The sequence below is a fragment of the Mesorhizobium mediterraneum genome (assembly GCF_002284565.1).
Lineage (GTDB): Bacteria > Pseudomonadota > Alphaproteobacteria > Rhizobiales > Rhizobiaceae > Mesorhizobium > Mesorhizobium mediterraneum.
Genome location: NZ_NPKI01000031.1, coordinates 1 through 2,922, shown reverse-complemented (window position 1 = coordinate 2,922; position 2,922 = coordinate 1). Strand labels below are relative to the sequence as shown.

Genomic DNA, 2,922 nt, shown 5'->3' with positions numbered 1-2,922 from the left:
CGCGGTGCGGTGCGCGAAACTGCCGCACGGCTCGGCATCAGCCGCACGGCGGTCTACTATTATCTTAAACTGGCGACGGGGTAGCGGAAGCATTATAGCTAGACTAGTTCCGTCCACAGTGTGCTGCAGCAAGCAGAAGGCGTAGTTTCGCCGATTCTTTCAAATCTTTTTCTGCACTATGCGTTTGATCTGTGGATGAAACGGACACATCCCGACCTCCCATGGTGTCGGTATGCGGATGACGGGCTGGTGCACTGCCGGACCGAGCAGGAGGCAGAAGCCGTCAAGGCTGCGCTTGAGGCGAGGTTGGCGGAATGCCAACTGGAACCGCATCCGACGAAGACAAAGATCGTCTATTGCAGAGACTCCAAACGCAGAGGCCCGAACGTGACGTTCGACTTCCTCGGATACTGTTTCCGGCCGCGCGCGGTATGGGGAACGCAAAGCGGGCGACTGTTTTGCGGCTTCACACCAGCGGTCAGTTCCTCGGCGCTGAAAGCGATGCGGGAAAGATCAGGGACTTGCACATCCGCCGACAGACGTAGCTCTCGTTGAACGACATCGCCTGGCTGATCAATCCGCTCCTCAGGGGTGGATCAGCTATTATGGACGGTACGCGCCAACGGGGCTGCAGCCCATACGACAGCAAGCGATCGCTGTCCGGATTCCGACGTGAAGCCGATGATCGCCAGTCCGATCAAACACCGGCCACCGTTCCGGTATGAAGCCGGCCACCATTCCAACCAAAGACAGGCCGGTTTTCGGCACCGAAGATTACCTCTTGGGTAGCAACTTTCGCCTGATCAGCTTGATCCGGCGCTGGTTGAAGGCGGGCTTCATGGAAGATGGAGCGGTCCATCCAATCGACGAAGGAACTCCACAAGGGGGATCGATCAGCGTGCAGCAGAGCAACCTTTACCTGCACTACGTGCTTGATACTAGGCTTAATACGGCGTGGCCGGAAATCTCCGGTCGCTGATCAAGGTGTACCAGGTCGTGGAGCGTTGCTGGCACTCGCGGTCCGTGAACCAACTGCCTAACAGCGCGGTGCGGGAAAGCTGCACGCCACGTTCTGTGGGAACCGGGGGCGGGCGACCAACTCCGGTGACCCGGTGGGCGGCGCCGTAAGGCGCCCCCTATCCCGATCAATCACGCTCCGCAGCACAAGGGAATCGCAAAACCGAATTGCAGGAAACAGCCCCCAAACACCGCAAATCCTGCAATCCAAAACCTGGCGTCTGCCTCAATCAACATGCCAGATCAATGGCTTGCGGATAGTTCACGGTCGACTCATTCACCGGAATGTCTAAAAAAAGCTGCTTCGACGTCACTCTCCCCTTACGGACTTCGTGTGGTGCCATCCCATATGTTTCACGAAAGGATTTGGAAAAGTGCGACGCCGAGATAAATCCACAGGCGATGGCGATATCGACAATCGGTATAGCAGACTGAGTAAGCAGCATTCGAGCACGCTCTAGCCGCAGTTCTCGATAGTAAGAAAGAGGTGACCGACCTAATTCACGTCGGAATAGGCGTTCAACCTGGCGGCGGGAGCGCTTTACGCTTTTTGCAAGTTTTTCGATCGACAGTGGTTCCGCCAGATGATGTTCCATCTGCTCGATAAGTTTAATCATTATCTGATTGGAAATGCCGTGCTTTTGTAAAAGCGGCAGCCTCTGGCGCTCATTCGGCGCCCTTACGCGCTCGACGATTGCCTGCTCGCATATACCTGCTACGGTCTCGTCACCGAAATGCCGTTGAACCAGATGCAACATCATATCCAGTGAGGCCGAACCGCCAGCACACGTCCAAATATTGCCGTCGACCTGATATATGACTGCAGCCACAGGAACTTCCATATATCGCTCGCTGAAGCCGGGAAGTTTCTCCCAGTGAATCGTGCAGTACTTGTCGTTCAGCAACCCAGCCTTAGCCAGTATGTAGGTGGCGGTCCCAACGCCGCTCACGGCCACTCCACAATGCCTGCATTCGCGAAGCCAAGCTTCCAAAGATTTGCTCGAGTAGCTCTCCACATCCTGATCGGCGCAGATGACGACCATGCTCGGGCGACATTCTTCGAATAAGCGACGTCGTTCAGTTGAGATGGAACTGTTAGTTACAGCTGAAAGCCCGCAAATGGCTTGAACCGCGCCACCGGACGCTGATGCGACCCGCCAACGATACGCCTCATAACCCAAAACACGATTCGCCAGGCGCAATACCTCTACCGCCGAGGAGAAAGCCAGCATGGTAAAGTCCGGGACCAGATAGAACACGATGATGATTGGCTCATGGTCGATATCCTCGCCGGCGTTCCTGACCCCGAATGAACTGGATTGATATGGCTGCTGCGTAATCATGCATGTTGTCCACATTTGCAGCGTTTCTCAGAACGCGCGAGAGAAGGCGGAAATGGAGTGAGCTATGAGCTCGCGGAACTGTCACATCGATTGAACTTGGATTTTGTTCCGGCTGAGCTTTCTTGCCGTGCGTCGGCTTGAGGCTGTACAGCATTGGGCCTTCGGCGCCGCGCCGCGCTCGATCCCCGCTGCTCTCCTGCTGCGTTGCTAAGCATCTTCATCGGTCCAAGCCACGTACAGAACAAAATAAGGGCATCGAGAGCGAAGACCCTATCGCCGTGACCTCTGTGCCTTGCCAGTGGGGCAGCGACAAGTGCCATTCGGATTGGCCGGATAGATTGTCCGCATGAACCCCACTCTCTCGATCAGACCCGCGCCGACAAAGCAAATAGATCGACGCCAAGAGTGGTGCGGTCCTGTGCTTCGTTAAGAATGGAGCTCGTTTGAAAATGCGCGCGCTTAGCTATGGTGCCTTTGCTTCCCCCGTCGCCAGTTTAAGATAATAGTAGACCGCCGTGCGGCTGATGCCGAGCCGTGCGGCAGTTTCGCGCACCGCACCGCG

3 protein-coding genes are annotated in these 2,922 nt (G+C 56.1%); 2 read left to right on the top strand and 1 reads right to left on the bottom strand.

Features of this window, described 5'->3' with window-relative positions; all coding sequences use genetic code 11:
• Positions 1 to 195: 195 nt before the first annotated feature.
• A complete protein-coding gene (locus CIT25_RS23690; RefSeq protein WP_245329972.1) occupies positions 196 to 555 on the top strand; it encodes a reverse transcriptase domain-containing protein in 360 nt (119 codons plus the stop codon).
• 166 nt (positions 556 to 721) lie between these two features.
• Positions 722 to 979, top strand: coding sequence for a hypothetical protein (locus CIT25_RS37650; protein ID WP_245329970.1), 258 nt, complete (start codon positions 722 to 724; stop codon positions 977 to 979).
• Positions 980 to 1,247: 268 nt separating this feature from the next.
• Here the strand turns inward: CIT25_RS37650 and CIT25_RS23680 are convergent, their stop codons facing one another.
• Entirely contained in the window at positions 1,248 to 2,249 is a 1,002-nt protein-coding gene (locus tag CIT25_RS23680) for a GlxA family transcriptional regulator (protein WP_245329971.1), read from the bottom strand.
• Positions 2,250 to 2,922 lie beyond the last annotated feature (673 nt).